We start from the raw sequence: 26173 nt of genomic DNA on the forward strand, positions 1-26173 counted from the left end.
GGTGCAATATATGTGTTAGAGAGGTATTTGAATATGAAAAAGCTGAGATTTTTGACATTTTTATTGCTCCTATTTTTTGCATTGCTCGGAATTTATCAGGTACAGCCGCCTGCCGCAGTACCCATAAATGCGCCTCTGGTTGAGTTTTCTTCTGGTCGAGCGATGAAACATCTGGAAGCGATCGCCCAAAAACCCCACCCTATAGGTTCACCGGAACAGGCAATAGTAGGGGATTATATTTTCAACCAACTGACTGCTATGGGACTTAGCCCAGAAGTTCAGCAAACAACTGTTGTTAACCCAAGATGGGGTACTCCATTTATCGCCGGAACTGTGCATAATATTATTGCTAAAATCCCAGGAACAGATAATACTAAGGCTATCTTGATTGCTGCTCACTATGACTCGGTTCCTAGTAGCCCTGGTGCTAGTGATGATGGTGCTGCGGTTGCGGCAATGCTGGAAACTATTAGGGCATTAAAAGTAAGTTTACCTCTAAGAAATGATGTTATTTTTCTTTTTACTGATGGTGAGGAACCAGGACTTTTAGGGGCAAAGGGTTTTGTAGATGAACACCGTTGGGCTAGGGATGTTGGTCTTGTGTTTAATTTTGAAGCACGGGGAAATAGTGGTGCGTCGATAATGTTTGAAACCAGCAGCGAGAATGGCTGGTTGATTAATGAGTTTGCTAAAGCTGTGAAGCATCCTGTGGCAAATTCACTCACACATAGCATTTACAAACTTTTGCCAAATGATACAGATTTAACGATGTTCAAAGCCGCAGGATTAGCCGGATTTAATTTTGCCTATTTAAATGGTGTTGTTTATTATCATTCTTTTGCTGACAATTTAAAAAATATTAATGAACGCAGTCTTCAACATCACGGTGACTATGCTTTGGCTTTAACACGTCATTTTGGCAACTTAGATTTACAAAAACCGAAAGCTAGTGATGCTGTTTACTTTGACATCTTGGGTTTAGCACTGATTCACTATCCCGAAGCGTGGGTTGCTCCGTTGACAGCTTTTGTCAGCCTATTATTTATTGGGGTGGTAGTGCTCGGTTTGAGAAGAAGACAGTTAACTTTTGCTGGGATGAGTTTAGGCTGCTTTGCTTTTCTTGGTAGTATGGTCATTACGGTAATAATTGTAACGCTATTTTGGTGGATAATAAGTAATATTTACAGCGAGTATAGAACTATTCCTCAAGGTGATACTTATAACAGTAATTTTTATGCGATCGCTTTTGTTGCCCTCTCCATTGCAGTAATTTCTAGTCTCTACGTTTATTTCCGTAAAAAAGTATGTGTACAAAATTTAACAGTTGGCGCGTTGCTGTGGTGGTTGATATTAATGGTGCTAACTAGCATATTTTTACCAGGTGCTAGTTATTTATTTACATTGCCACTACTATTTAGCCTGATCGGGTTGGGATTGATATTCGTCACTAAAGAACGGGACTATACTAAGGAAAAACGCTGGCTGGTTTTGTCTGTTTGTGCCATTCCAGGAATTATTTTACTTGTTCCCACAATCTACCTGGTATTTGTTGCACTTGCTCTGAGTATGTTTGGAGTAGTAACAGTTATGGTAGTACTACTTCTGGGACTGCTAATTCCCCACCTTTGCTTGATGTCAATGCCTAACAAATGGTTGTTGCCTCTGACTTCGATACTAATCAGTTTAAGTTTTATTCTCTTTGGAAGTTTCACAGCAGGTTTTAGCGCTCAACACCCCAAACCAAATAGTATCTTTTATGGTTTAAATGCAGATACAGGGCAAGCCATTTGGGCAAGTGCCGATGAAAAGCCAGATGAATGGACATCGCAATTTCTTTCTCAAGATATAAAACAAATTAAATTAGCTGAATATTTACCCACACTATCAAGAAAATTTCTTACAAGTCAGGCTCCTGTAGTACCACTAACCCCACCAAATCTAGAGTTAATTAGTGACAAAATTATCGGTGGAGTGCGAAACTTGCAGATTCATATTACTTCACCCAGGCAAGCACGTGTTCTACGAGTATTTGTAGACTCAAATACGAAGGTTTTAGCTGCTGCAATTGATGGCAAACCAATTGACAATAACTTTAAAGACACGCACACTGAACTTGAAAAAGTTTGGGGATTAAATTATTTTGCTCTACCTCAAGAGGGGATAAAGCTAACTTTAGAAGTCAAGACATCCCAACCAGTAAAAATTAGAGTTGTGGATCAATCAGATGATCTGCCTGAAATTCCAGGTAAATCTTTTCAGCAAAAACCCAACTATATGATGTCTACAGCTTTTAGATTGAGTGATGCAACTCTAGTAAGCAAATACTTTACTTTGTGATGCATAAGTGGCTAGGCAAAATTAAAGTTATGAGTGGAGGCAAGGGAACTTTTAACAGGGAATGGGAACAGTAAAAAAATGTGTAATTAATTTTGTTTAGGTATTTATTTAATCAGAAATTCTGCTAATACTAATTTTTGCGATGAAAGAGGCGATCGCGCAATGATGACAAGGGAGCAAATTTTTTGACGAAACTGAGCATTGTCGGGACTTACACACGAGTTATGGAATAATAAACTGCAAAAAACCGCAAAGAATGCCGAGGTTAGGAAGAAAAGAGGATTTTAGAGAGATTTGGCGTAAGCACTATTTGTGCTGAAATCTTACCCCTGGAGGAAGTTGGTATTGCATCGATTTTCTACTCTAAACGTGAGAGCAAATGACATATGAGCAGATGTGATGCGAATACTTCTGGTAAAAGACGAATTAATACAATTAGTAGCTCCTAACGCGATATTGTCGCAGACAGATCATATCGTGGATGGATTGGAAATGAAGATTGGGTTTTTCCTTTTGCCCTACTGTTTGGTAAGCTGCCACTTTCCCTTGAAGTTCCCCATAGGGTAAGTAGCTGCTATGTGCTATGTGTGTGGTGCTGAGTTAGAGACGCACGTCACAGCAGCTTCCTGTAGAGTAAGATGTGACTTTCATGACGGGGGCTGTCTCACTTACTGCCTTATTTTCAAGATAAGGAAGAAAATTTTTCATTTATTCACCGTTGTTGTCATTTTCCTGTCACATTTGCTCTTAAATATGAAATCAGGAACATAACTCAAGATTCCTCGGTTTTTTATAAATATGCACAAGGATTTTAGTTATGTATTTTCGTTTGATGAAGCAAATTGTGTCTATACTAAGTTTTGCGGTTGCGATCGCAGGATTTAGCGGACTCAACGCTAACGCCCATGCATCCCTTGTATCTACACCAGTTGCCGAACAAAAAGCAACTTCTTTGGCTACTAATCAAAAGATAGCGCAAGGATTTTCACCAGGTAGAGCTACCCGTGGAGGGCGCAGCTATATCGGAGTTGGCGGTAATATTGGCTTGGGCGGCGATACCACTTTAAGTGAAGGTGCCTTTTCTATCATTACCAAAATTGGTTTGGGCAGAAACTTTTCTGTTCGCCCCGCTGCCTTGATTAAAGACAATCCCGTTTTTCTCATTCCTGTGACAGTTGACTTTGTCACTCAATCGGTAACAGGTACGCCCCAACAACAACTGAATGTAGCTCCCTACTTAGGTGCAGGTGCACTGATTTCCACGGGTGACGATGACGATCTGGGCTTTTTGTTGAGCGGCGGTGTTGATGTCCCCTTATCTAATCAATTTACGGCAACGGCTGGAGTAAATGTTGGTTTTATTAATGATACTGAAGTTGGATTGCTACTGGGCGTGGGCTACAACTTTTAGAACTTTCACGCAAGGGTACTTTTAGTGAATAGACGTGAGGATTACGCTTTTGTTCAGCAAGGAGCTACAACCGAAGTAGCAAGCCCAAAGCCATCACTGACATTATTTGATGCGGTTGCTTTAATTGTCGGTATTGTCATAGGCGCAGGTATCTTTGAAACCCCTGCCGTGGTAGCTGCTAATACTGGTAATGGGTTAATAGCACTGTTGTTATGGTTAGTTGGGGGCTTAGTATCTCTAATTGGCGCTTTGTGCTATGCAGAGTTAGCAACTACTTATCCGGATGTGGGAGGTACTTATTATTACCTTAAGCGTGCTTTTGGATTAAATGTTGCCTTTTTGTTTGCCTGGGCGCGAATGACTGTGATTCAAACAGGTTCGATTACTCTGCTAGCATTTATTTTTGGGGATTATCTTTCTGAGGTGTTGCGTCTTGGCACTTTTTCCTCTTCTTTATATGCAGCAGTAGCGATCGCTTTACTTACTGGCTTAAACATTCTTGGTTTACAGCAGGGCAAGTGGATGCAAAACTGGCTAACTGCTGCGAAAGTCATCGGTTTGCTGTTAGTAATTGGCATTGGAATTGTCGCTGTTGGTACTCCTGCTGCTCCTAGTTCACCTCCTCCCCCTACAGAAGGATCTTGGGGACTGGCAATGCTATTTGTTTTATTGTCTTACGGTGGCTGGAATGAAGCAGCTTTTATCTCTGCGGAAATTCAGAATCGACGGCGCAATATTCTGCGATCGCTAATTTGGAGTATAGGCATTATTACCGCTATTTACTTGCTGATTAATGTCGCTTATTTACGGGGTTTGGGATTTGCCCAAATGGCACAGTCACAAGCAGTAGCAGCCGCTTTAATGCGAAACATACTTGGGCAACCAGGAGCGATATTTATCAGTCTTTTGATCGCTATTTCTGCTTTAGGTGCAATCAATGCCACTATTTTTACAGGCGCACGTACAAATTATGCACTAGGGCAAGACTTTTCTTTGTTCGGATTTATGGGACACTGGCAGCAACGTTCCAGCGCTCCTACATCTGCATACCTTTTGCAAGGAGCGATCGCTCTAGTTTTGGTGTTATTAGGTGCCTTCACCCGTAGAGGATTTGAAACGATGGTAGACTACACTGCACCAGTTTTTTGGTTTTTCTTTCTACTTTCAGGAATATCCTTGTTTGTGCTGCGCCGACAAGATCCGAATGTATTACGCCCATTTCGCGTACCTTTATATCCACTAACACCACTACTTTTTTGTTTAGTTTGTGGCTACCTACTTTATTCCAGCTTGGCTTACACCAATGTGGGAGCAATTGTGGGCGTTTTAGTAGTGGCTGCGGGTATACCGTTTTTGGTATGGAACCAGCATCGTTACCGCAGAAGTTAGTGATTAATTCACACAACTTTCCTATTTCTCAGTCTTTAGCACAAATAATTTGCAATTTGTAGTTCAATCTTGATTCAGGATATAAATTATGCAGACAAAAAAATTACTCCTTGGCGTGCTTACTGGAATTAGTGTTGCAAGCTTAAGTATTGCTGGCTGCACTACCCAACAGGATAATGTAGCAGTAGAGTCGCAACAAACACCTGCTTCCACTACCGCAGCACAACAAGAACCAGTTAACAACACTCAAGCCCAAGCACCTGCACCCACTACCACAACACAGCCTCAAGAACGCCCAGCCGATGTTCCCTATGTACCAACGCCCCAGCAAGTTGTAGACAGAATGCTAAAACTTGGGCAGGTGGATAAAAATGATGTTGTTTACGATCTTGGTAGTGGTGACGGGCGAATTCCAATTACTGCTGCTCAGAAATATGGAGCACGGGGAATTGGTATCGACATCGATCCAGAACGTATTCAAGAGGCTAACGAAAATGCTCGTAAGGCAGGAGTAACTGATCGCGTTGAGTTTCGTCAGCAAGACTTATTTCAAACTGACTTGAGTGAAGCAACAGTAGTAACACTCTACTTATTGCCTGATATTAACGTTAAACTCCGTCCCAAGCTGTTGAAGGAACTCAAACCAGGCACTCTTGTAGTTTCTCATGCTTTTGATATGGGTGAGTGGAAACCGGAAAGAGTAGAGCAAGTGGAAGGAAGAACAGTTTACGTTTGGAGAATTCCTAAAAACCCTCCGGCTAATTTACTGTAAATTTGATTACCATCTAGTTTCAAACCAACAAAAAGCCTGGTTACTGTCATGCAACCAGGCTTAAATTTATATTACACAATCACACTACTAAGCACACAATATGTGTCTGTTCACTGACAATAAAATCATTCATCAAAGCCAGATTTAGGCAGTTGTTTGTTCTAAATTGACTTTAACGACTTTATTTTTTTCTGCTTGAGCTTTTGGCAATGTCAGATTCAAAATTCCATCTTTGTATTCTGCTGTAACATTGGTATTTTCAATCCGGGCAGATAGAGGAATTAGACGTTGAAATTTACCATAATAAAATTCGCTCTTGGTAACACCCTTATCTTCAGTTTTAGTTTGTTGCTTGCGTTCACCACTAATGTAAACAGCATCTTCTGTCACTTGCACATCAAGCTCTTTAGCTTCCATTCCTGGAACTTCTAGCTTGAGATGAATAGCATCATCTGTTTCAGAAATTTCAGCAGCAGGAACTCTTGTCAAATCTTTTTCCCATGATGTGTATGGGGCTAAAGTTTCTTCAAATAAACGGTTAAATTGACGTTGTAGAGTGTCAACTTCTCTCCAAGGATTCCAACGAACTAGTGTCATATATCTCCCTCACTTCACTTAGATTTTGTTTAATTAGTTATTACTTAATTTATACTTACATTTTTATATTATGTAGATTTAAAAAAGAGTATATTCGGTTTTTTGTACTAATTTAATCATGATTCCCGTACATTTGTTTCTAATCAAATATTACGGTTTATTCTAGTATTTAAGTTCGGTAAACTCGACTAAAAAATATTGATTTTTTCTTCGTACTCATTCAGTAGCAAGTACGCTTGTTGAGAATGCGATCGCTCCGAAGCTTCTTACCAAAGAAAGTTGAATTCTTCCTTTGGAATGTAGTGCAAGCGATCGCATCAGTCTAAGATGAACCACTAAATCTAAAATCTTAATTACATAGCACAATCACGCACAGGTAAGAAAAAATGACTTATAACAGACAAATTACCTATCCCTTAGCTCAAAGAGAGTATTTAGAGCGTACAGACAAAGGTAAGTTGCTTGCCTATAACCGTCGTGTCAAGCGTTTTAGGGTACAGCAAGCCTTAGAGCGCCGTATTCTCAAAATCATCGCAATTTCCTCACTCCTGAGCACTGGCTTTTTCGCGATCGGTGCATTAGGGTGTTGGGAGCAAGAAATGATCGAAGCCAACACAAAATCGATCATAGCTAGTAAGCAGCACGATTGGCAGATGCGAAAGCATATCTGCTTGGGTTGGATGCTATTTGCCTTTTCTAGCTTTCTTGGCAGTACTTCATTAAGTAAAAAGTCTGCAACGACAGCTAGCAATAGTAGAGATTTTGGAGAGACACGACAATATAAGGCTGTTAATACACGCTAAAGTTTATACCTAAAAGTCAAAAACATGAATGAAGGATTGGCGAATAAAACTTTTCCCTAAGTTCTGATACCTTTTTGGCGAAAAACAGCCCATGCCCAAACCAAAGTCTTACGGATCGCAATTAGCGCACCATTTACAAACATAATTACGACTAGAAAATTCGACAAACTATTTGATGTTCAAAATCATTACTGGCTTTTTAGTAGCCCGCTTGCTTTAGTGCGCCGTTTTTGCCGGGCTGGGCTTTTTCATCATCTAAATCCACTGAAATTACAAACCTCCCTCGCGCTTTATTTGAACTTTTGAGAGATATGACTATTTACGCAGCTTAAATGGATAAAGTCGAATTCAGAGATTGTTTATCTAAGTAATTTATGTAACTTTTAGTATTATTTTTTATATGTACAACTAAGAGATGATAATAATAAATTGATATCAAGATGTAAAAAGTATCCTAATTACTGTTAGAAAAATTCTGATATTGGCACTGACAAATATTTATTTGAGAATTTAATAACATCTTAGTTAAACCACACACAGGAAGTTCTGATATTTATTATGATAGGATCACTTTCTGATAAGTTCGCATGAAATCAGTAAAGACATCCGAACCTGATAAACACGGTGCTTTTAGCATGAGCGCTCCAAAAATCCTAATTGTTGAAAATGAAAAAATTCTAGCTGTATATATTAGGAGAAGTTTACAGAAGTTAGGATACACCGTTTTCGATATTCTCGATTCCGCGGAAGAAGCAATCAACAGAGTAACAGAAATTAATCCAAGCTTAGTATTGCTTGATATTTGCTTGACAGATGTAGCGAATAGCTCCCAAGTGGTAGATATCATTCAAAATCAATTTCAAATACCAGTTTTATTTATAACAGATTATTCTGAATCTAAAATATTACATCAAAATAAATTAAAAGAGCATTTGAGCTACATTATTAAACCATTTACCGAAACAGACTTGCGCGTTGCCATCGAAATTGCTCTTTATAAACACAAAATTCACAAGAAATTACAGTCAGACAAGCAAAGGCTACTGTCAATTATTCATAGTATGAGTTGTGCAGTAGTTGTAACAGATATTAATGCTTGTATTCAAATTATGAATCCAGAAGCAGAAATACTTACTGGTTGCAATGAACATGAGGTACTAGGGAAAAATTTAGTAGAAGTCTTAAATTTAGTCAATCAAGATACAAGAGAAAATCTGAATAACTTAGTTACGCAAGCAATAGAAACAAATACGGTTTTGAGGCTACCAGATAATTGTGTATTAATTGCCAAGGATGGAAGAGAAATATCAATTGGAGATAGTATTGCACCTATTCGCGATAATTTTGGTCAAGTTACAGGCGCAGTTTTAGTTCTTCAAAACATCCAAGAGCGCAAACAGACAGAAGCACAGCTACTCCAAAATGCTTTTTACGACGGACTTACAGCGCTACCCAACCGTGTTTTATTTCTAGATCGTCTCAAACAAGCGCTGGAGCATTGTAAAAGAAGGCAAAACTATCACTTTGCTGTTCTGTTCTTAGATCTGGATGGCTTCAAGGGAATTAACGATCGCTTCGGACACAGCATGGGTGATGATTTTTTGGTTGCGATCGCTCGGCGCTTAGAATCGTGCTTACGCAGTGGCGATACAGTTGCCAGATTTGGTGGTGATGAATTTGCAGTGCTTTTAGAAGATATCAAAGATGTGAGCGATGCTATCAATGTTGCCAAACGGATTCAAGAAACTTTAAAGTTGCCTATTTACCTTAATGGGTATCAATTACTGACAACAGCGAGTATTGGTATTGCTTTGAGCGAAGATGGCTATGAAGAACCAAGAAATCTGTTGCGGGATGCAGATGCTGCTATGTACCGCGCTAAGGAACAAGGCAAAGCAAATTATATCATTTTTGATGAGCGGCTAATTAGTTAAAAATATAACACAAATAATAGTTCAGAGTAGAAGTAAAACGCCGTATGATTCAAGAACAATCTAAAAGCTACAACACCCTCATTTATATAGCTTTGGATTGAATTTATGAGACATAATCTATAAAATTTATGACTGCTTGTGTGTAGTGATATTAAGTGAATAAGAGGATTTTGTTAACAAAATAATAAATTAAATTACGTTTTTTTAGTGAATAAACACAATTAGTTAACACTAAACCAAATAACGTGATTTTTGAGAGTAAATTAGATTAATAGCAAAAATCAATTCCGATCAAGAAGTTATTTCACTTGATATAGCAATGCTTCATCGTCAAACGCCGAAGCTAATGCCAAAAATCTTAGCAAAGTTCAAATTGCCAATAGTAATATTTTTGGCTATTTTGTTGGGTTTTCTTTTCATATCAATTTCACCAGCACAAACCCAACAACCAGTTGTTTTGAATTTATTGATGACAGCCCCCGATGCCCAGCCTTGGAGAGAAGGTATAGTTCAAAGCTTTGAAGAAAAAAACCCTGGTATTCGCATCAATATTGTTGAGGGGCCAAATGCCACAAATTTACTTGAAGACCTTTATACATCAGCTTTTATTTTGGGTGATTCTCCCTACGATCTAGTTAATATGGATGTGATTTGGACACCCAAATTTGCTGCTGCCGGATGGCTACTAGATTTAACAGATCGTACTACAGAAAAAGAATTGGCAGCATTTTCTAAAAAAGATGTAGAGGGAGGGCGTTACGAAGGAAGGCTCTATCGAATTCCCATGCGAAGCGATGTGGGAATGCTCTATTACCGACAAGACTTGCTTCAACAAGCAGGATTTAATCCGCCAGAAACCTTTGCAGATTTGATCAAAATCTCTCAAGCTTTACAACAGAAAGACAAAATTAATTGGGGTTACCTGTGGCAGGGACGTCAATACGAAGGTGCTGCGGCAATGTTTGTAGAAGTTTTAGAAGGCTTCAATGGATATTGGGTAAATCCTGAGACATTAGAAGTAGGACTAGATAAACCAGAAACCCTAAAAGCGATCGCCTTTCTCAAAGACACAATCCAAAAAGGCATTTCTCCACCAGGAGTAACAACATATATAGAAGAAGATACAAGACGCATTTTTCAAAGTGGTCAAGTAGCATTTTTACGCAGCTGGCCGTATGTTTGGCCTCTAGCAAATGCTGAAGACTCTCCGATTAAAGGTAAAATAGCGATTAAGCCGATGGTTAGTGCTTCTGGTCAGAGTGGAGGAGCTTGTTTAGGTGGATGGGGCTTAGGAATATCCAAATCTACTAGACATCCTGAAGAAGCTTGGAAGGCAATTCAATACTTTACTAGTGAAGAAGCACAACGCCAATTCATTTTGCAAGCAGGTTTTGTACCTAGCAGACGTTCATTATTTACAGATCCACAAATTGTTAGTAAATATCCCCACTATCCCCAGTTATTGGAAGTTGTGGATCAGGCTGTTTTGCGTCCCCCTATCGCCCAATATGCCCAAGCATCAGATATTTTGCAACGTTATCTGAGCGCAGCATTAACAAATCGCATGACTCCAGAAACAGCAATGAAAGCTGCTGCTGAGGAAACACGGCGCTTGTTAGGAATTAGGGGCTAGGAAGAGGACAAGGAGACAACGGGACATGGGGACGCAAAGACACGGGGAGACACAAAGCAGAGGGGGAGAATAGCCACTATCCACTCTACGGGCGCGTTTAAAAGATAAATTGTCTGTTTCAACCCAAAGTTAATCAACAAAACCCGCACGCCAGTTGACGCCACTTGACGCCAGTCGCTTCAACGGGGGGAACCCCCAAGGGCGCGCTGGCTCCCTTACTAACAAATGACTAATGACTAATTTACATACAATCCGAAGTCGAGAACAAAGAACAGCATGGATTTTCTTGTTGCCTGCCATAATATTTTTGTTATTTGTATTTGGCTATCCTATTGTTCGTGCCTTTTGGTTAAGTTTATTTACTGAAAATTTGGGAACAAAGCTACAACCTGTATTTTCTGGCTTAGGTAATTATGTGCGCATGGCAGGAGATGGGCGTTTTTGGCAGAGTTTTTGGATCACAACAATATTTACAACTGCCTCAGTGATTGTGGAATTACTGCTAGGACTAGGTATTGCTTTAGTTCTCAATCAAAAGTTTTTTGGACGAGGTACGGTGCGTACCATCGCCATTTTACCTTGGGCATTGCCTACGGCTTTAATTGGTTTGGCATGGGCGTGGATTTTTAATGATCAATTTGGAGTTGTTAATGATATTCTGTTGCGGCTAGGTGTAATTAGAACAGGCATTAATTGGTTAGGAGAACCAACACTGGCATTGATAGCGACAATATTTGCAGACGTGTGGAAGACTACACCTTTTATCAGTATTTTGCTGTTAGCTGGCTTGCAATCAATCTCATCTGATTTATATGAAGCACACACAATTGACGGGGCGACTCCTTGGCAAAGCTTCTACCAAATTACTCTGCCGCTGTTGATGCCACAAATTCTGATCGCTATGCTATTTAGGTTTGCACAAGCTTTCGGGATTTTTGACTTAATTGCTGTAATGACTGGGGGCGGGCCTGGTGGTGCTACAGAAGTGGTATCTCTTTACATTTACTCTACCATCATGCGCTACCTAGATTTTGGCTATGGAGCGGCACTGGTAGTAGTGACATTTCTGTTGTTAGTTGCAGCAGTGGCGATCGCTAGTTTCTTGCTCAGAAAATCTCGCATAACTAGTTAGTAGTTAATTTTTCATTGCTATTAACCATCAATCAATAAAATTGCTATGACTGTAATCCGTGAAGAAATATCTACCAACCCCCAAAACACAACCAAGACCAAAAAGTCTGCCAAACAAATCTTACTTTGGATTGCGATCGCCTTTGTCGTAATTTTCTGCTTGGCACCAGTAATGTGGCAATTACTAACCTCATTTAAGGTGAATGAGGATATTTCTAGAGTACCTACAGTTTATTTTCCAACACGCTTTACTCTCAGTCATTACATTGAGCTATTTGTCCGCCGTCCGTTTTTGCGCTACATTTTAAATAGTGCTTTTGTATCAATTATTTCTACAGCTTTAGCTCTTGTAATTGGCGCACCTGCCGCTTATGCCCTAGCAAGATTGCGTCCTTGGGGTGGCAGAGTGATTTTAGCAAGTGTTTTAATTGTAACTTTATTTCCTGGAATCTTACTGTTTTTAGGACTATTAGAAATTATCCAAGCATTACGCCTGGGCAATAATTATTTAGCTTTGATTATTCCCTATACAGCAATTAATTTACCTTTAACAATCTTAGTTTTACGCAGTTTTTTTCAACAATTACCAAAAGATTTAGAAGATTCTGCCAGAGTTGATGGTTACAGTACTTGGCAAATGTTAGTACAAATCCTATTACCAATGACAGTACCAGCGTTGGTAACAACAGGAATTTTAACGTTTATTTTTGCTTGGAATGAGTTTATCTTTGCCCTCACATTTATCACTCGTGAAGAGATGAAAACTATTCCTGTAGCGGCTGCTCAACTCAGTGGTGCAACAACATTTGAAATTCCCTACGGCCCCATTGCCGCTGCTACTGTTGTAGGAACATTCCCATTAGTTTTACTAGTTTTGTTTTTCCAGCGCAAAATTGTTCAAGGACTAACTGCTGGTGCAGTCAAGGGATAGGAGTTAGTGGTTAGTAGTTAGTGGTTCTCCCGATCTCCTCTGCCTCTGTGCTTTGTGTCTCCCCTTGTCCCCATGTCTTTGTGTCCTCTATCTCCTAAACAATATGGCAAAACTGGAATTGAGAAATTTAAATAAAACTTATTCTCCCAAAGTTGTCCCGGTTAAAGATGTTAGTTTAACTGTAGATAACAATGAATTTCTGACTTTACTTGGGCCAAGTGGCTGTGGTAAGTCTACAACTTTGAGAATGATTGCCGGATTAGAAGAGGTGACTCGTGGTCATATTCTTCTTGGTAAAGAGGATATTACCTTTAAGCGACCAGGCGATCGCAATATGGCAATGGTATTTCAAAGCTATGCCCTTTATCCTCACATGACAGTATACGAAAACCTTGCCTCTGGACTGAAATTGAAAAAAGTTCCTCGTGCCGAAATTAAGCAAAGAGTGGCAGAAGTTGCAGAAATTTTAGGATTAGAAGAATTATTACAACGCAAACCCGGACAATTATCTGGGGGACAAAGGCAACGGGTGGCAGTCGGGCGGGCATTGGTACGTCAAGCCCAAGTGTATTTGTTGGATGAACCTCTAAGTAACTTAGATGCGCTACTTCGAGAAAGAGTTCGCGCTGATATCAAGCAAATATTTGCTGCCCAAAAAGTACCAGTAGTCTATGTCACCCACGATCAAACAGAAGCGATGACGCTTTCTACTAAAGTTGCAGTTTTAAATAATGGTTATGTGCAACAACTCGATCCACCCGCACGCATCTATAATTATCCAGCCAATTTGTTTGTCGCTGGTTTTGTAGGTAGCCCACAAATGAATTTACTCACCCTTCCCTGCCAAGAACGCTACGCTGTGTTGGGTGATTTTCACATTCCTCTACCAGATATCCCAACGGTTCCAGCCCAAATTGTCTTGGGAATTCGTCCAGAACACGTCCGCATAGCCCAAGCTGGGGATACACATACTATTAAAGGTAGAGTATATCTCGTAGAAAACTTGGGAATGCACAATTTGGTAAGTGTGAGTGTTGGCAGTTCGCAAACACAAGCTTTAATCTTGCGTGCTTTATTACCCACAGACCAAAATTGGAGTAATGAGGAAATTACCCTGGCTTTGCCACACCAAAATATTCACTGGTTTGATGTAGAGTCGGGTGATGCTCTCGTCAGAAGGAGTGAGAGTGTGTGAAATAATTTATTTTCTAAACCCACCCCTAAAAAACAAGTACGGGCGGGTTTTAACAATAATCTCTCTAGGATCACGAAAATTTCAATAAACCCTCCCCTAGTAACTACTAACGACTAAACACTAACTATCTTTTTGGTGTTGCATCACCGAATTTAATTAATAAAGCGATCGCAATACTAACCGTCAAAATCAATATCGTACTTAAAGCGGAACCAAATCCCCAATTTTGGGTAGCTCCGAGAAATTGGTTATAAACTAACCGCGCAACTGTCATACTAGAAGCTCCACCGAGTAATTCTGGATTGACAAAATCTCCTAAGCCAGTAATAAACACCAGAAAAGAACCGGCAGCAATGCCAGTGAAAGTTTGGGGTACGGTGACTTTCCAAAAAGCTTTAGCGGGATTTGCACCTAAATCTGCGGCAGCTTCTAACAAACGTTGATCTAGTTTTTCTAGGGAAGCGTATAAAATCAAAACCATGTAAGGCAGCAAGCTGTAGCTCATACCAATTAATACAGCTGGGCTGCTGTTGAGCAAATCCAAGGCAGACAACCCTAAACTAGTTAAAACAGTGTTAAGTAAACCTGTAGGACGCAAAATTGTAATCCAGGCATAGGAGCGCAGCAAGGAAGAAGTCCACAACGGTAACACAAAGCCAATCAGAAGTAAATTCCGCCAGCGTCTTGGTGCCATCTGAGCAATCCAATAGGCAACAGGAAAGCCTAAAATCAAACAAATTATTGTAGTACCGACAGCAAAAAATAGCGATCGCCCAATAACTCGCAGGTACAAGGGATCTAAAATCCGGATATAGTTATCAAATCCACTGGGAATTACCAAATCTCCCGGCCGAATTCCAGGCACTAAACTTAACTCAATAATTAGTAGTGTTGGCAGTACCAACAGCAGTAACAACCAAATTCCTGCCGGAGCTAGTAATATTAGGGGTTGCAACCAGCCGAGCAGAGAATGCCGCCATCTCGATACTGTGGTAATTTCGCCATTAGAATTCATTTGTCCTTATTTCCTTCTGCCTACCTACGGAAGCCGTACCTACCCTACCCTGCGGGAACCCCTTTTGGGGAACGGGAACAGCTTCGCTGAACGGAAGCCGCTAGCTAACGCAACGCCTGACGGCGAACGCGTCTACCGCGTCTACTGCCTCTGCCTTCTGCCCTCTGCCTTTTTCAAGACAGCTAGCTACTGGTTAATTCCGTCCAATAGCGATCATAAACTTCTTCAATTTGCCCCAAAGGAGTAATACGTTCGCATTTTTCTAACAAATCTTCTGAAGGAAAAATGTCGGTATTTGATTGAATTTTCTGGGGTAATAACTCAAAAGCAGCACGATTGGGAGTAGCAACTGTAAGGAGCTGGCTAGTTTTTGCTGCAATCTCTGGTTGTAACATAAAGTTTAACCAAGTATAAGCACCATCAGGATTAGGTGCTGTTTTGAGAATAGCTATTGTATCAGTCCATAAAGAAGAACCACTTTTGGGAAGCACATACTTTAACTTTGGGTTTTCTTGACTTATGTTCACACCATCTAAGGAATAACACATTGCAATACTTAAATCACCCGCTACAATTTTATGACGCCAAGCATCAGTATCAAAGGCACTAATTATCGGTTTTAGTTCCTTTAATTTTTCATAAGCCTGTCTAATTTCATTTTCATTTTTTGAATTATAAGAATAGCCCAACATCCGCAATACCGCACCCATCACTTCCCGCACATCATTGAGTAAAGTCACACGTTTATTGAGTAGCTCTTTATTTTGCCAAAGATAGTCCCAATCTTGTGGTGGTGTTTTAATAATTTCAGAATTATAAATTAAACCCGTTGTTCCCCAACTATATGGAATACTGTATTGGTTGCTTGCATCATATGTAGGATTTTGAAATTGAGGAAATAAATTATCTAAACCAGTTAAAAATTGATGATTTAGTTGTGTCAATAATCCCTTTTCCACCATTTTCTGCACCATATAGTCAGATGGATAAACCACGCTGTAAGAGCCTCCACCTCCAGCTTGGAGTTTAGCCAACATAACTTCATTAGAATCATATAAATCTGCAATTATTTTAATCCCAGTTTGAGTGGTAAAAGTTTTTAATAATTCTTGGTTTGTATATTGTGTCCAAGTATAAATATTAAGTCGATCCCGTGAACCTCTATTGGTGGAAGAAGCTCGCACATCAGCAAGTCTCCAACCACAACCTGCTAAAGATAAGCCAGAAAGTGCTGTTATAACTTGTAAAAATTGCCGTCTGTTAGTCATTTAACTTCAGGGACTAATAGCTAAACAATCTGTTTCATTCCACCAAGCATAAATAGGTGTATCTGAATCTGGTAGGGAGCCAAAAGTATTAGGCTGCATCACGGTAATACGCACACCTTTTTTCATTTCGACCACATAATTAATATGGGTTCCTAAATACATAACATTAATAAGTCGCCCCTCAAAGCAGTTATTCTGTGTATTCGGTCTATAAAGTGTAAGCTGAATTTTTTCTGGACGAACGCTTACTGCCACTGTTTGTGATAATTCAACAGGTGTATCAGTAGCACGGGAAACGGTAATTTTAAGTCCTGTTTTAGTTAAAATTTGAATGTGAGAAGGGTATACTTCTACAACTTCACCCTCAAATAAATTCGTATCACCGATAAAATCAGCAACAAAAGCTGTTTGAGGTTTTTCGTAAATTTCGCTGGGTGTACCAATTTGCTCAATTTTGCCATGATTCATGACGGCAATGCGATCGCTCAACGATAGAGCTTCCTGTTGATCGTGAGTAACCATGATAAAAGTTACACCCAGTTCTTTGTGTAGATTTGACAGTTCTACCTGCATTTCTTTACGCAGTTTCAAATCTAAGGCTCCCAAAGGTTCATCTAACAGCAAGACGGCAGGACGATTGACTAACGCCCGTGCCAACGCCACCCGCTGCTGTTGTCCACCAGAAAGTTGACACGGTAAGCGCGATCGCAAGCCTTCCATTTTCACTAGTTTCAAAGCTTCTTTAACTCTGCCTTCAATTTCAGATTTACGTATTTTTTTTAACCGTAATCCAAAGGCAATGTTATCCCACACATTTAAGTGGTTAAATAACGCATAACTTTGAAATACAGTATTAACTGGTCGGCGGTAAGGAGGAACATTAGTCATGGACTGACCTTGGATCAAAACTTTACCAGCATCAGCCCTTTCAAATCCACCGATCAAACGTAGTGTGGTAGTCTTACCACAACCAGATGGGCCAAGAATACTGAAAAATTCTCCTTGTCTAACATCCAAGTCTATCCCGTGTACCGCAGGTTCTTGATTAAAAAACTTAAAAACGTTACGCAGTTCCACATCAAGGGTATCAAAATTCATTACTTCCCCCTGATTTTGCGTCAAGCTAGAGGCCATAGTCCTAAAATAAGAAAACTATATAGTTTTACGTATTGTTACAAAATCATGTAGTTTGTTAAGCAGACTACACACCAGACTTGGGTACATTTTATCTGGTAAGACAACATTATTTATTTAGACATATACTTTCGTAGATTTTTAGCTTTCAATTTATGCACCTTATGCACCAAATGAGCGTAATTGTATACAGGTAATCATAGTATCCAAATCATTTTTTGTCTTATATTTTTATTAAAATTACCTTTTAAACAAGATAAAAATATACACTTAGATTAAGTATAATCACTAAAATATGATCATCGGTTGGAAAATATCATCCGTCAGATGAGTATCGAAAAAGCATATGACAAAGATACACAGGTTGCAGGTGTTCAGATCTCTAACTTCTTTAGAGAAGTCGAGGATCTATAACTTCTCATAATGTTGCGTGAGGCGAAAATAACTAACCAAGTGAAGAAAGCTAAAAAGCCCGTTAAACAATCAGTCTTATTTTTCGTAACAAAAAAATTAATATAGTTTATTGGCTTGGCTACTTACCTAAAACTAGGTTTATCATATACCACAAGTCGACTGGTAACTCCGCACTGTCTGAGTTTTTTGCTTCATACAGTTATCTAACTAGTATTTTAGTATACATAATTGTGTAAATCTTATAAATAATTATTTGTTGTATGCCATCATTACAAATTCCTCTACTTGGCAATTCCAAAGAAAAGCGTACCGTTGGACGCAATTCCCAATCCGTATTTTTAATTCTATTTACGCTACTTTTGACAAGCGGCATTCTGGCACGTTTGGTATATTTGCAAATTATCCAAGGCTCAACTCATCGACAACAAGCAGAGTCGAATCGAATTAGGTTATTGCTTAAGCAACCGGAACGAGGCAACGTTTTTGACCGTAATGGTAGACTCTTAGCAACGACTCGCTATCCTCATTCCGTGTATTTGTGGCCAATGGCTCATAAAAAACAATCTTGGTCACAAATAAGTATACGCTTATCTCAAATTCTGGGTATGTCTCTAGAAGAAATTGAAAATAAGCTGAAAGAGGCAGGCCCAAACGCTTCTAGTCTTGTGCGAATTAAGCGCGACCTGGAACTAGACGAAATTACCGCTTTAAAGGAATATGAAAATGAACTTGACGATGTGGAAGTACATACAGAAGCTGTTCGTTACTATCCACATGGGAAGGAATTTGCTCATGTACTTGGTTATACGCGTGAACTAACAGCTGAACAGTTAAAAGAGAAAAAAGACAAAGGTTATCGCCTTGGAGATGTCATCGGTCAGATGGGAATTGAAAAGGCTTTTGAAAATGTGCTACGGGGGGAATGGGGCGGTCAGCAGGTAGAAGTAGATAGTAACGGTCGTCCACTGCGGATTTTAGGAGAGAAACAGGCACAACCCGGTGATGATATCCGCTTGACTATAGATTGGAATGTGCAAATGGCTGCCGAAAAAGCTCTCGCGCAGCGTAATGGCACGGTTATTGCCATGAATCCGCAGAATGGGGCAATTTTAGCGATGGTGTCTCATCCTACCTTTGACCCAAATGTTTTCTCTAAGCAAAAAGCTTCTCAGAAAGAATTGCAACAAATTCTACTAGGTGCAGATCATCCATTGCTTAATCGCGCTCTTCAAGCTTATCCTCCAGCTAGTACTTTCAAAATTGTTACCACCACAGCTGGACTAGAGTCGGGGAAATTTTCGCCGCAGACAGTACTACAAACCTACGGTTCCCTTAGCTTTGGAGGTTACCGATTTAATGAGTGGAATCACGCCGGATTTGGTGCGTTAGGATTTGCGCGGGCGATCGCTATGAGTAGCGATACTTTTTTCTACCAAGTCGGTGCGAGAGTAGGTGGTTCCACTTTGATCAATTGGACTCGCAAGTATGGTTTCGGCAAGAAAACTGGGTTTGAATTCGCTTCAGAAGAATCAAAAGGTTTTGTTCCAGACGAAGCATGGAAACGAAAAGCCTGGAAAATGCCTTGGACGGTTGGCGATTCAGTAAATATGTCAATCGGGCAAGGAGCACTACTAGCTACACCACTGCAAGTCGCGGTTATGTTTGCTGTACCTGCCAATGGTGGCTACCGAGTTCAACCGCATTTACTTAAAGATAATGAACAAGCAAAATCATGGCGTGAGCAGATTGATATGAAACCGTCAACCACTAAAATTCTCCGCGAAGGATTGCGGAAAGTGGTTGCAGAAGGTACAGGTAGAGCTTTAAATGTGCCAACGCTTCCTCCTGTCGCAGGCAAAACCGGAACTGCCGAAGCATGGAAACGTAATGGGATCAAAGCTAATCATGCTTGGTTTGGAGGCTATGCTCCCGCCAATAATCCCGAAATTTTAGTCGTAGCCTTCGCAGAACATTCCGGTGGTGGCGGTGGTAGCGTTGCCGGGCCGATCGCGCTAAAAGTAATGGAAGAGTATTTCCACAAAAAATATCCAGGCAAGTACAAGAAACCAGAGCCTTAAAAATAAGGCAGAGGGCAGTCGTTATAAAACAAGTTTCAATACCAGGTATGAAAAAGGTATTTTCCTCTACAACGCCACATGCTTTATGCCGGGAAACCCGTCCACCGCAGTGGCTCCCCCACACCCTTACACCCCTCTTTCAAGGCAGAGGGCAGAAGGTGAAAAGCTGAACCTATCTGAATTTCTGGACTAAGCATCTTACTTTTCAGTATATTTATTGTCTATCCACATAAAACCCCAATGATGACATCGCAGATAGGAAATCACCCCTGCGATTTTTTTGCTGATTGCTTGCAACATAAAGTCATAACGACTATGATTTAAATTATATAGATTAAATGAAAAACCCTAGATATGGAAAGCCTTGTTATCGGTGCAATTGCTAGTTTAGGTGCAGGACTTGCTACAGTAGTTGGTGCTTTGCCGATTTTGCTACCAATTAATCTCACGCAGCGAGTGCAAGGAATAATGCTGGGGTTTGGTGGGGGAGTGATGTTAGCAGCGACATCGTTCTCATTGATTGTACCGGGAACTGAGGCAGCGATCGCTCAAGGAACATCAAAACCTATTGCTGCTTTAATTATTGTTGCTGGTATGCTCTTAGGCGGAGTATTTTTGCAAATAGTACATCGGTTTTTACCCCACGAACATTTTTTCAAGGGGAAAGAAAATCACCGTGGGAAAAATCTAAAGCGAATTTGGCTATTTATTGCCGCAATTACTATTCACAACTTTCCCGAAGGATTAGCTGTGGGAGTAAATTTTGGTAACAACAATATTACTGACGGAATTCCTGTCGCTTTGGGTATAGGCTTGCAAAATATTCCAGAAGGTTTAGTAGTGGCATTATCTTTAGTGAGCGAGCAATATTCAGCAGCTTATGCATTGTGGGTTTCCTTGCTGACAGGTTTAGTTGAACCAATTGGCGGTTTGATTGGTGCAGGAATAGTAAGTATTGCTAACTTTATTTTGCCTTGGGCGATGGCATTTGCAGCAGGAGCAATGTTATTTGTCATTAGTGATGAAATTATCCCCGAATCTCATCGTAAAGGATTAGAAAAAGAAGGAACTATCGGTGTAATGTTGGGCTTTGTAGTCATGATGTTTTTGGATGTCTCATTAGGGTAAGAAAAGAATAGTGATTTGTTGAACTGTAATCAGCTATTACCTATTCTCTATTTCTAAATCAGGAGTAGATATGAATTTTATTCGCTTTGAACATATTAATCTTGGTTGCAAAAATATTAGCGACAGCAAGAAGTTTTACCAAACTTTATTTCCTGATTGGTATGTACGTGCTGATGGTGTATTTAACGGCAGATACTGGATGCATTTAGGTAATCATCAATTTTATCTTGCCTTAAATGATGAGACTGAGCAAGAACGTGTCCATACTGCTTATGAAAATATTGGCATCAACCACGTTGGTTTTGTAATTAAAGATGGTGATGCAATGAAAAAAACACTTGCAGATGCAGGCATTGAATATTACACAATGTCAGCACCAGAAACAAAACATAGAATCTATGTCAACGATCCCGATGGCAACGAAATTGAACTCGTGGAATACAACCTAGATTACGAACTTAAATAACTAAATCGTAGGGTGTGTTACGGCTTTAGCCTAACGCACCTAAATAAAGATTACTAAACTACTAAACCAGAGAATCCGAACATGACAACACCAAAAATTACAGTAGTAACAGGTGGAAATCGCGGTTTAGGATTTGAAGCTTCTCGCCAATTAGCAAAAAAGGGACATCAAGTAATTCTTACTAGCCGTGATTTGTGTGGTTGGCAACTCTTGAAGATGGTAGTCCAACAGGTGGATTTTTCCGGGATAGAAAACCAATTGCTTGGTAGTAGATTAATTTTATACTTGAGTTCTAGATAAACACTAACTTAATTAAATTACACAAAAATTGATAAAAAACTCTATTGCCTATTTCCTAGCCTAAGCGCTTAGGCGCGCTTATTTCAAGTTAGAAGAAGACATTGATTGACTGTTTCAACGTCTGAGTATATGTTTATTAGTAAAGTGGGAAGATAGCCTAATTCAATCCGGCATGATAGTTGAAAAACCTTAATCCTGGATCAGAAGCGGAGGAACCAATTTTTGGGGCGAATCTCAAAGTGAGAGAGACACCTTCCAGTCTTAGCCCGTCAGCTAACTCCGTCGGCATTGGAAGGAGTACCTTTGACACTTGCTTGCTCTAAGTTCAGTGTCCTTGCGGTCTCCTAGCTGACATTGCTATTAACATTGGCAGTGACAGATGTCTGTTTATTAACCCACCTCGCCAACCGCTACAAAAATACAGAGGCTAGGATGATTAATTACAAGCAATGGGTTTTAGTTACAACAAAAGAATCGAGCGGTATTGCTGTTGACTATACAGATCCAGAAGGAAATCAGTACAGTGAGCCTTTTTGTTTTCCAACAGAAGCTGAAGCACTCAGATACGGTAGAATTTGCGTTGACAGATTGCTCAAATTAAAATCTCAATCCTGCAAACAAGTGTGTTAGTAACTGATTATCTTATCAAATAAGGTAACTGGAACATAAAAATTAACACACTGATTAATTTTTTCGTTAACACAACTGTTGCATCAGAACTTAGGAGGAGAAATGCCTATCAAAAATCGCGCTTTCTTTACTGATGTAGACTTTTTCCCTGACAATCAATTCAAGTTAATTGGAGAGTGTGCAGGCAAAAAACTTTTACTTATAGGTAAAACCAAAGCCTACGGCGATCCAATTGTGGCAACAAGCCAGACAGATGAACCAAGTCATGAAGATTTATATGCTTCTGATCTTTACGAATTAATGAAGTTTGGTCAAGAGCCTGTTGAAGTTACTGGAGAAATTTAAAGATACTCAGAAAAAGATAGTTAAAAGTTAAGGTTGTCATTAGCAACCAGCATTTTGGGTGACTACCCTTTGGGTAGTCGCTAAATATTTATGTGTCTAGCGTTAACTTGTCATGACTAGCATTCATTAGTTTTTGGTAACAGTTATAACTATTTTCACATTCTTGAACCTGTATTGGTTTTAGTCTCATCTGCGTACTTATAAGTTCGAGTTAGCCAAGCTACTATATAAAGTCAACTTAACTACATACATCATGCTGAATCATTAAGAAACCAGTTTAATTCTGGTCAAAAATTCTGTTAGTTTTCTTAAAAAAAGTATTGTCTCTATTGTTAAGTTGACATACTTTTTTACATTTACTTTGAGATGACAGTAGTTTTTAAACTCCTCAGAATTACTTAATCTAAAATACTAATATAGATATTACAGCCATTTTCAGGTGAATAGACCAAATAATACTGTAAGGGCGGATTTTGTTTCAATCTCTAGCTTAAACCGAAAAGATATCTGCTAAACTCGCACGCCAGTTGACGCCAGTCGCTACAACGCGCTGGCTCACCACCGCACTGGCTCCCCGACAAAAAATTGTGGTTCAAATAAATGAAATTTGCTGTAACTTTACTACTTTTAAACATCCTTGTAAAATAAACCGACCGAAATATATTCAAAAGATTAAATATGTATAAAAAATTGATAATAACAACCCTGAGTTTATTATTCGCAACATCAGCACCAAGTTTAGCTCAGGCAGAAACCGTGATGCAAAAAGTAGCACGGACAGGTGTACTAACAGCAGGCACCAGTAAAGATGCAATCCCCTTTGCTTATGCTGATGGGAAGGGACAGTTAGTCGGCTACTCCATAGATATGCTGAATTTAATTAAAGAGCAGTTAGAAAAAGAACTAGGAAGAAAAATTCAATTGAAATTGGTGCCACTGACACCTGCACAAAGGATTCCCAAAATACTCAACCAACAAGTTGATATTGTTTGCGATGCTAGTAGCTTTACGTGGGAACGCGACAAAAAGGTAGATTTCTCACTTAGCTACGGTGCTACTGGTACTCAGTTATTGGTAAAGAAAGGAAGTAATCTTGGTTCACCTGAATCTTTGATTGGTAAGCGTGTTGGTGTATTAAAACAAACTACTAATGAATTAGCAATTAAGCGATCGCAACCTCAAGCTCAACTAATCTTTCTCAAAGACAGAGCGGAGGGATACGCTGCCTTGCAACAGGGAAAAATAGATGCTTTGGCGTCAGACAGTATTTTGATAGAGGGATGGTTAGAAACAACTAAAAATCAAGATGCGTTCCAAATTGTACCCGATCGCCCTTATTCCAGCGAAGGTATTGCCTGTATGCTTCCTGAGAATAACTCTAAGTTCCTTGATGCAGTGAACTATACCCTGTACAAATTTATGCAAGGATTTGTGGATGGAGAAAAACGATATGTAGCTATATTTGACCGTTGGTTTGGCTCAAATGGTGTCGTGTTTCTGAATAGAGATTTGCGCGATTTAACAATTGAAACCATGCAAATAGTGATCGAATCCCGTGAAGAAATTCCCAAGAGCGAACTTTAAAGAAGGCATACAACAAGCTTCGTTACGATTATTTACATTAATTAATGTACCCAGAACGTAAAACTACTTATAGCACTACTAATGACAGAGGAATCATCAAAAGTACCTTTATAAGCTAATGATGTACTAGGTCGTCTATAGTGCTAACTAAGATTGTCTCCCTCTGAGAATATTTCTATCTCCCATAGACAAATGGTTTTCTCCTCTAACCTCGGTTGATAGCCGAGGTTTTTTATAGTTAGATTTGCCTTTGATACTCAAGTCGTATATGTTTAACATCAGGCTGCTCTGGGTCCATTAATAAAGTACGGCGAACTTCACATAGTCCCAATTCTGCAAACTGAGCAAGTTCTAAGTTAGATAATGGCCAAGGAGGGCCATCAGGTTCTGTTTCTGTCTCGCGAAATCGATTAATCAGCAACAACGTACCTCCAATAGCGACTAAAGAAGCTACTGCTCGAATGGCACAGGAACGCACACTTAAAGGTAAAGCTTGCAGATTTCTAGATTCAACAACTAAATCAAAAGTATGATGCCATTGTGAGGGAATATCTAATAAATCTGCGATCGCATAAGTCACCAGTGAATCAGGAAATCGTTGTCTACACCAGGCTATAGCTGTGGGGGAAATATCAAAAGCAGTTACCCGAAATCCTAATTCTGCTAAAGCCTCCGCATCATCTCCTAAACCACAACCAATTACTATAGCTGAACTTCCTTGGCTTTGAGGGCTATAAGTCAGTAACCAATTTTGCAAATAGGGGTTTACAGTTAACTTTGCCCAAGGAATTTGGGTTATATCCCCCTGCGCTTCAGTATATAAAACTTCAAACCATGCCGACGGATCTGATTTGCTTAGGGCTTCGGTAGCTAACTGTTTTACCTTCTGTCGTAAATCTTGTGGTTGTTTTTCAAACATACAAATATCTCCGATTTGCTTTGTTAGCCGTAATTACAGGTAATCAGCTACATATCATCGGAACTCTAAATAAAATATAGTAAGCGATCGCCAAAGGAATCTTTACTACCACAGGTACATTCCCATAGCGATCGCCATGCAGATGCAGGAGTTGTTACTCTTCCACATCCACCCAGATACTTCCTTCCTCAACCCGCACAGGAAAAACTGGCAGTACCTTTTGTTGCGAAATCATACCCATTGCCTTACCTACAACAGGCGGCCAAACAATCCATTCTTTAACTTCACCAGTACGCAAATCAAAAGCACTACGATGCCAAGGACAAACAATCGCCCCGTCTTCAGTAATTTTACTTTTCTTTAAAGATAATTTTAGATGAGGACAGGCATTCTCAACTGCATAAAGCTGGTCTTCGTGGTTCAACAGCAAAATATTCCGGTTACCAACTTTTACTACTTGTCGTGCGCCTGGAGAAAGTGCGTCAGATGAAAGAACTTTTGTCCAACTCATGAGAATCTCCTCTCTATTAAATTAGCCAGCTTTGAGCAACATGATCCTGTAATTCCACGCTTTCCCTGACACAGGCCAAGTATGGATGAAAGCACAGAAGCAACTTTGTATTTTACAACGCTACTCACCCTGCATTTACAACCGTAGTTTGAGGTAGGTAAGGCACCCAATCCTACTTAAGTAAGAAAAGAGCTTAATTTCCTCGCAAGGTATTGTAAAGTTTAGTAAACGTGTGTTAATGTATTGTT

Annotated in this window: 22 protein-coding genes, 1 pseudogene and 1 riboswitch; of the genes and pseudogenes, 17 read left to right on the forward strand and 6 right to left on the reverse strand. The window is 39.7% G+C overall.

What is annotated here, in order from left to right; translation table 11 throughout:
* Positions 1 to 33 precede the first annotated feature (33 nt).
* The 4 genes from U2718_RS05830 to U2718_RS05845 all read left to right on the forward strand — a co-directional run bounded on the left by U2718_RS05830 (position 34) and on the right by U2718_RS05845 (position 5909).
* A complete protein-coding gene (locus tag U2718_RS05830) occupies positions 34 to 2337 on the forward strand; it encodes a M20/M25/M40 family metallo-hydrolase (protein WP_341995821.1) in 2304 nt (767 codons plus the stop codon).
* An 817-nt stretch (positions 2338 to 3154) separates the two neighbouring features.
* Positions 3155 to 3748, forward strand: coding sequence for a hypothetical protein (locus U2718_RS05835; RefSeq protein WP_341995822.1), 594 nt, complete (start codon positions 3155 to 3157; stop codon positions 3746 to 3748).
* 24 nt (positions 3749 to 3772) lie between these two features.
* Complete coding sequence (locus tag U2718_RS05840; RefSeq protein WP_341995824.1) at positions 3773 to 5137, forward strand: APC family permease; 1365 nt, start codon at positions 3773 to 3775, stop codon at positions 5135 to 5137.
* Between the two features lie 88 nt (positions 5138 to 5225).
* Positions 5226 to 5909 carry a methyltransferase domain-containing protein gene (locus tag U2718_RS05845; RefSeq protein ID WP_341995826.1) on the forward strand — a complete coding sequence of 228 codons (684 nt, stop codon included), beginning with the start codon at positions 5226 to 5228 and terminating at the stop codon, positions 5907 to 5909.
* A 144-nt stretch (positions 5910 to 6053) separates the two neighbouring features.
* Here the strand turns inward: U2718_RS05845 and U2718_RS05850 are convergent, their stop codons facing one another.
* Entirely contained in the window at positions 6054 to 6506 is a 453-nt protein-coding gene (locus U2718_RS05850) for an Hsp20/alpha crystallin family protein (RefSeq protein WP_341995827.1), read from the reverse strand.
* A gap of 386 nt (positions 6507 to 6892) precedes the next feature.
* Between U2718_RS05850 and U2718_RS05855 the strand changes: the two genes are divergently transcribed.
* The 6 genes from U2718_RS05855 (at position 6893) to U2718_RS05880 (ending at position 14133) form a co-directional block, all read left to right on the forward strand.
* Positions 6893 to 7309 (forward strand): hypothetical protein, encoded by a 417-nt coding sequence (locus U2718_RS05855; protein ID WP_341995829.1) that lies wholly within the window; start codon positions 6893 to 6895, stop codon positions 7307 to 7309.
* A 635-nt stretch (positions 7310 to 7944) separates the two neighbouring features.
* Positions 7945 to 9243 carry a diguanylate cyclase domain-containing protein gene (locus U2718_RS05860; RefSeq protein WP_341995862.1) on the forward strand — a complete coding sequence of 433 codons (1299 nt, stop codon included), beginning with the start codon at positions 7945 to 7947 and terminating at the stop codon, positions 9241 to 9243.
* Between the two features lie 346 nt (positions 9244 to 9589).
* Positions 9590 to 10876, forward strand: a complete 1287-nt coding sequence (locus U2718_RS05865; protein ID WP_341995864.1) for an ABC transporter substrate-binding protein — start codon at positions 9590 to 9592, stop codon at positions 10874 to 10876.
* Positions 10877 to 11108: 232 nt separating this feature from the next.
* Complete coding sequence (locus tag U2718_RS05870) at positions 11109 to 12008, forward strand: sugar ABC transporter permease (RefSeq protein ID WP_341995832.1); 900 nt, start codon at positions 11109 to 11111, stop codon at positions 12006 to 12008.
* Positions 12009 to 12053: 45 nt separating this feature from the next.
* The gene (locus U2718_RS05875; protein WP_341995834.1) at positions 12054 to 12938 is read left to right on the forward strand and encodes a carbohydrate ABC transporter permease; all 885 of its coding nucleotides are present in this window, start codon (positions 12054 to 12056) and stop codon (positions 12936 to 12938) included.
* Positions 12939 to 13041: 103 nt separating this feature from the next.
* The gene (locus U2718_RS05880; RefSeq protein ID WP_341995836.1) at positions 13042 to 14133 is read left to right on the forward strand and encodes an ABC transporter ATP-binding protein; all 1092 of its coding nucleotides are present in this window, start codon (positions 13042 to 13044) and stop codon (positions 14131 to 14133) included.
* A gap of 124 nt (positions 14134 to 14257) precedes the next feature.
* On the opposite strand, the gene U2718_RS05885 is transcribed toward U2718_RS05880, so the two are convergent.
* The 3 genes from U2718_RS05885 to U2718_RS05895 form a co-directional block, all read right to left on the reverse strand.
* Entirely contained in the window at positions 14258 to 15148 is an 891-nt protein-coding gene (locus tag U2718_RS05885; RefSeq protein ID WP_341995838.1) for an ABC transporter permease, read from the reverse strand.
* Positions 15149 to 15330: 182 nt separating this feature from the next.
* On the reverse strand, positions 15331 to 16416 hold the full coding sequence (locus U2718_RS05890; protein WP_341995841.1) for a spermidine/putrescine ABC transporter substrate-binding protein: 1086 nt from the start codon (positions 16414 to 16416) through the stop codon (positions 15331 to 15333).
* Positions 16417 to 16422: 6 nt separating this feature from the next.
* The gene (locus U2718_RS05895; RefSeq protein ID WP_411813235.1) at positions 16423 to 17550 is read right to left on the reverse strand and encodes an ABC transporter ATP-binding protein; all 1128 of its coding nucleotides are present in this window, start codon (positions 17548 to 17550) and stop codon (positions 16423 to 16425) included.
* Positions 17551 to 18224: 674 nt separating this feature from the next.
* Between U2718_RS05895 and mrdA the strand changes: the two genes are divergently transcribed.
* The 7 genes and pseudogenes from mrdA (at position 18225) to U2718_RS05930 (ending at position 24495) form a co-directional block, all read left to right on the forward strand.
* The gene (mrdA, locus tag U2718_RS05900; RefSeq protein WP_341995845.1) at positions 18225 to 20042 is read left to right on the forward strand and encodes a penicillin-binding protein 2; all 1818 of its coding nucleotides are present in this window, start codon (positions 18225 to 18227) and stop codon (positions 20040 to 20042) included.
* A 354-nt stretch (positions 20043 to 20396) separates the two neighbouring features.
* Complete coding sequence (locus tag U2718_RS05905; protein WP_341995847.1) at positions 20397 to 21170, forward strand: ZIP family metal transporter; 774 nt, start codon at positions 20397 to 20399, stop codon at positions 21168 to 21170.
* A 70-nt stretch (positions 21171 to 21240) separates the two neighbouring features.
* Entirely contained in the window at positions 21241 to 21636 is a 396-nt protein-coding gene (locus tag U2718_RS05910) for a VOC family protein (RefSeq protein WP_341995850.1), read from the forward strand.
* Between the two features lie 81 nt (positions 21637 to 21717).
* Positions 21718 to 21828 (forward strand): annotated as a pseudogene (locus U2718_RS05915) (SDR family NAD(P)-dependent oxidoreductase); the annotation flags it as partial.
* 283 nt (positions 21829 to 22111) lie between these two features.
* Positions 22112 to 22239: riboswitch (cyclic di-AMP (ydaO/yuaA leader) on the forward strand.
* A gap of 69 nt (positions 22240 to 22308) precedes the next feature.
* A complete protein-coding gene (locus U2718_RS05920) occupies positions 22309 to 22566 on the forward strand; it encodes a hypothetical protein (RefSeq protein WP_341995865.1) in 258 nt (85 codons plus the stop codon).
* A gap of 102 nt (positions 22567 to 22668) precedes the next feature.
* On the forward strand, positions 22669 to 22911 hold the full coding sequence (locus U2718_RS05925; protein WP_289790308.1) for a hypothetical protein: 243 nt from the start codon (positions 22669 to 22671) through the stop codon (positions 22909 to 22911).
* 678 nt (positions 22912 to 23589) lie between these two features.
* On the forward strand, positions 23590 to 24495 hold the full coding sequence (locus tag U2718_RS05930) for an amino acid ABC transporter substrate-binding protein (protein WP_341995851.1): 906 nt from the start codon (positions 23590 to 23592) through the stop codon (positions 24493 to 24495).
* 238 nt (positions 24496 to 24733) lie between these two features.
* On the opposite strand, the gene U2718_RS05935 is transcribed toward U2718_RS05930, so the two are convergent.
* Entirely contained in the window at positions 24734 to 25414 is a 681-nt protein-coding gene (locus tag U2718_RS05935) for a class I SAM-dependent methyltransferase (protein ID WP_341995853.1), read from the reverse strand.
* Positions 25415 to 25568: 154 nt separating this feature from the next.
* Positions 25569 to 25925 carry a Rieske (2Fe-2S) protein gene (locus U2718_RS05940; protein WP_341995855.1) on the reverse strand — a complete coding sequence of 119 codons (357 nt, stop codon included), beginning with the start codon at positions 25923 to 25925 and terminating at the stop codon, positions 25569 to 25571.
* Positions 25926 to 26173: the final 248 nt, after the last annotated feature.

Source organism: Chlorogloeopsis sp. ULAP02, from assembly GCF_038404745.2.
Lineage (GTDB): Bacteria > Cyanobacteriota > Cyanobacteriia > Cyanobacteriales > Nostocaceae > Chlorogloeopsis.